The following is a 4,185-nucleotide window of genomic DNA, read 5'->3' on the forward strand; positions in this document are numbered from 1 at the left end:
AAGCTGCCGGTTCACCGGCCACCGTCACCGAGCCCGGACCGTTCACCGCCGCCACCGACACCCGACCGCCGCACTCCGCGATCAGCTCGGAGGCACGCTCCACCGGCACACCCAGCGACGCCATCCCGCCCGAACCCGCAAGCTCCAAAATCGCCCGGCTCCGCAACGCGACCACCATCGCCGCGTCCTCCAACGACAACGCACCCGACACACACGCCGCCGCGATCTCACCCTGCGAATGACCCACCACAGCGGCAGGCACGACACCGAACGACCGCCACAGCTCCGCCAACGACACCATCACCGCCCACAACACCGGCTGCACCACATCCACACGGTCCAGCCACGCGTCGGAGTCCGACCGGAGAATCTCGGTGAGCGACCAGTCGACATGAGCCGCCAGCGCCGTCTCGCACTGCTCGATCCGCTCCGCGAACACCTGCGACGACTCCAGCAGACCGGCCGCCATCCCCACCCACTGCGAACCCTGCCCGGGGAAGACAAACACGGTCCGGCGCGCCGCAGAAGCCGCACCCGTCACCACACCCGGCGCCTGCTCCCCCGCCGCCAGCGCCGCCAGCCCGGCGGTGAGCTGCGCGCGGTCCGCTGCCAGTACGACACCCCGCTGCTCCAGCACCGACCGCGACCCCACCAACGCCGACGCCACCACCGCGAGGTCGAGATCAGTCCTCTCGTCCACGAACCTGGCCAGCCGCCCCGCCTGCGCCCGCAACGCCGACTCGGACCGACCCGACACGACGAACGGCAGCACCCTCTCCGGAAGGGACACCCCAGACGCCGCCCCAGCAACCTCCGGAGCCTGCTCCACGATCACATGCGCGTTCGTCCCACTGATACCGAAGGACGACACCGCCGCCCGACGCGGACGGCCCCCGGTCTCCGGCCACTCCCGCGCATCCGTCAACAGCTCCACCGCGCCCGCCGACCAGTCCACATGCGAGGACGGGGCGTCGACGTGCAGGGTCTGCGGCAGGACGCCCTCGCGCAGAGCCATGACCATCTTGATCACGCCGCCGACGCCCGAGGCGGCTTGGGCGTGGCCGATGTTCGACTTCAACGAGCCCAGATACAGCGGTCGTTCACCCGGTCGGTCCTGGCCGTAGGTGTCGATGATGGCCTGGGCCTCGATCGGGTCGCCGAGGGTCGTGCCGGTGCCGTGCGCCTCGACGGCGTCCACGTCCAGGGCGGTGAGTCGTGCGCTGGTCAGCGCCTGCCGGATCACCCGCTGCTGCGACGGCCCGTTCGGGGCGGTCAGGCCGTTGCTCGCGCCGTCCTGGTTCACGGCGGAGCCGCGCAGCACCGCCAGCACCTGGTGGCCGTTGCGTTCGGCGTCCGACAGCCGCTCCACGAGCAGCACGCCCACGCCCTCGGCCCAGGCCGTTCCGTCGGCAGCGTCCGCGAAGGCCTTGCAGCGGCCGTCGTCGGAGAGTCCGCGCTGCCGGCTGAACTCGATGAACATGTCGGGGCTGGACATGATGGTCGCGCCGCCGGCCAGCGCCATGGTGCACTCGCCCCGGCGCAGGGCCTGCGCCGCCAGGTGCAGGGCGACGAGCGAGGAGGAGCAGGCGGTGTCGACGGTGACGGCGGGCCCTTCGAAGCCGAAGGAGTAGGCGAGGCGGCCGGAGGCGACGCTGCCGGTGGTGCCGGTGAGGCGGTAGCCCTCGACGGCGTCCGGCGTGCGGCTGAGCAGCGGCCCGTAGTCCTGCGACACGGCGCCGATGAAGACACCCGTCGCGCTCGCCCTGAGCGGGGCCGGGTCGATGCCGGCGCGTTCGAACGCCTCCCAGGAGGTCTCCAGCAGCAGCCGCTGCTGCGGGTCCATCGCGAGGGCCTCGCGCGGGGAGATCCCGAAGAACTCGGCGTCGAAGTCGGCGACGCCGTCGAGGAACCCACCCGTGCGGACGTAGGTCTTGCCCGGGCTGTCGGGGTCGGGGTCGTAGATGCCGTCGAGGTCCCAGCCACGGTCGGTCGGGAAGTCGGTGATCACGTCACGGCCCTCGGCGACGAGCCGCCACAGGTCCTCGGGCGAGCCCACTCCGCCCGGGAAGCGGCACGCCATGCCGACGATCGCGATCGGCTCGTCCGCTCCGGCCGGGGCGGCGGGTGCGGCGAGGGCGGGCGGTGTCGCGCCCCGCTCGCCCAGGAGCCGGGACCTGAGGTGCCGCGCCATCGCGGCGGGCGTCGGGTGGTCGAAGGTGAGGGCGCCGGAGAGGCGCAGCGCGGTCGTGGCGTTGAGCCGGTTGCGCAGCTCGACCGCCGCGAGGGAGTCGAAGCCGGCCGCCTTGAAGGTCTGCTCCGGTCCGATGAGGTCGGCGGAGGCGTGGCCGAGCACCAGGGCGGCCTGGGTGCGTACCAGGTCGGTGAGCAGCTGCTCCTGTTCCGCTTCGGACAGTCCGGCCAGGCGCTGCGACAGCGCGGATTCCCCGCTCGTCGCCGCGGCGGGCTCCTGGGCGGCGCGGCGCACCTGGGCGCGCACCAGGCCGCGCAGCAGTGCGGGGGGCGGGTTGTGTGCGGCCTGGGCGCGGAGTGCCGTGTGGTCGAGACGGACGGCGGCGAGGCCGGCGTCACCTGCGTTCAGGGCGGCGTCGAGCAGCGCGAGCCCCTCGTCCGCCGTCATGGCGGCGATCCCGGACCGGCGCATGCGAACCAGGTCCTGCCGGCCGAGCCGCCCGGTCATGTCGCTGGCCGGCTCCCACAGGCCCCAGGCGATGGAGGTACCGGGAAGCCCGGTCTCCTGGCGGCGGGCGGCGAGGGCGTCCAGGAAGGTGTTCGCGGCGGCGTAGTTGGCCTGGCCCGGGTTGCCGAGCAGACCTGTGACGGAGGAGAAGAGGACGAACGCGGCGAGATCCAGGTCACGGGTCAACTCATGCAGGTTGACGGCGCCGTCGACCTTGGCGCGCAGTACATGGGCCAGCTGCTCGCCGGTCATCGACTCCAGCAGGCCGTCGTCGAGCACACCGGCCGCGTGCACCACGCCCGTGAGTGCCGGTGTCCGCGCCAGCACCCCCGCGAGCGCGTCGCGGTCGGCGGCGTCGCACGCCTCCACACGCACCTGCGCGCCCAGAGCGGTGAGTTCAGCCGTCAAGTCGTCGGCACCCGGGGCGTCCGGGCCGCGTCGGCTGGTCAGGACCAGGCTGCGTACGCCGTGTTCGGTGACCAGGAGCCGGGCGACCAGTCCGCCCAGGGTGCCCGTACCGCCCGTGATCAGGACCGTGCCGTCCGCGTCCAGCGCCCTGGGCATCCGCAGGACCAGCTTGCCGACGTGCTTCGCCTGGGACATGAACCGGAACGCCTCCGGCGCCCGCCGCACATCGAACGACCGCACCGGCACCGGTTCCAGCACACCCGATCCGAACAACTCCATCAGCTCGGCCAGCAGTGCGCCGATCCGTTCGGAGCCGGCCTCCAGCAGGTCGTACGCCTGGTACGACACCCCCGCATACGCGGACTCCACCACCCGCGGGTCCCGGATGTCGGTCTTGCCCATCTCCAGCAGCCGGCCTCCATCGGCCAGCAGCCGCAGCGACGCGTCCACGAACTCCCCCGCGAGGGAGTTCAGCACCATGTCCACGCCCCGGCCGCCGGTGGCGGTACGGATGCGTTCCTCGAACGCCAGCGAGCGGGAATCGGCGATGTGATCGTCGTCCAGGCCCAGGGAGCGCAAGGTGTCCCACTTGCCCTCACTGGCGGTGGCGAACACCTCCGCGCCCAGATGACGGGCGATCTGCACCGCCGCCATCCCCACACCACCCGCACCCGCGTGAATCAGCACCGACTCACCCGCACGCAGACCACCCAGCTCCACCAGCCCGTAATACGCCGTCAGGAACACCACCGGCACCGACGCCGCCCGCTCGAACGACCACTCCGACGGCACCACCGCCAACGTCCGCACATCCGCCACCGCCACCGGACCGAACGACGGGAACATCCCCAACACCCGGTCCCCCACCGCCAGCCCCGACACCCCAGGCCCCACCTCCACCACCACACCCGCACCCTCGCCACCCATCGACGCGGCACCCGGATACATCCCCAACGCGATCAACACATCACGGAAGTTCAACCCCGCGGCCCGCACCGCCACCCGCACCTGCCCCACACCCAACGGCTCCCCCACCTCCGGAGCCACCACCAACCCCAAACCCTCCAACGTCCCCGACA

Annotated in this window: 1 protein-coding gene; it reads right to left on the reverse strand. The window is 72.3% G+C overall.

The window, feature by feature from the left end:
* Positions 1 to 4,185, reverse strand: a 4,185-nt coding sequence (locus ALMP_RS35280; protein WP_375803578.1) for a type I polyketide synthase, incomplete at both ends; no start/stop codon positions are given.

Origin of the sequence: Streptomyces sp. A012304, assembly GCF_026008495.1 — a bacterium.
Lineage (GTDB): Bacteria > Actinomycetota > Actinomycetes > Streptomycetales > Streptomycetaceae > Streptomyces.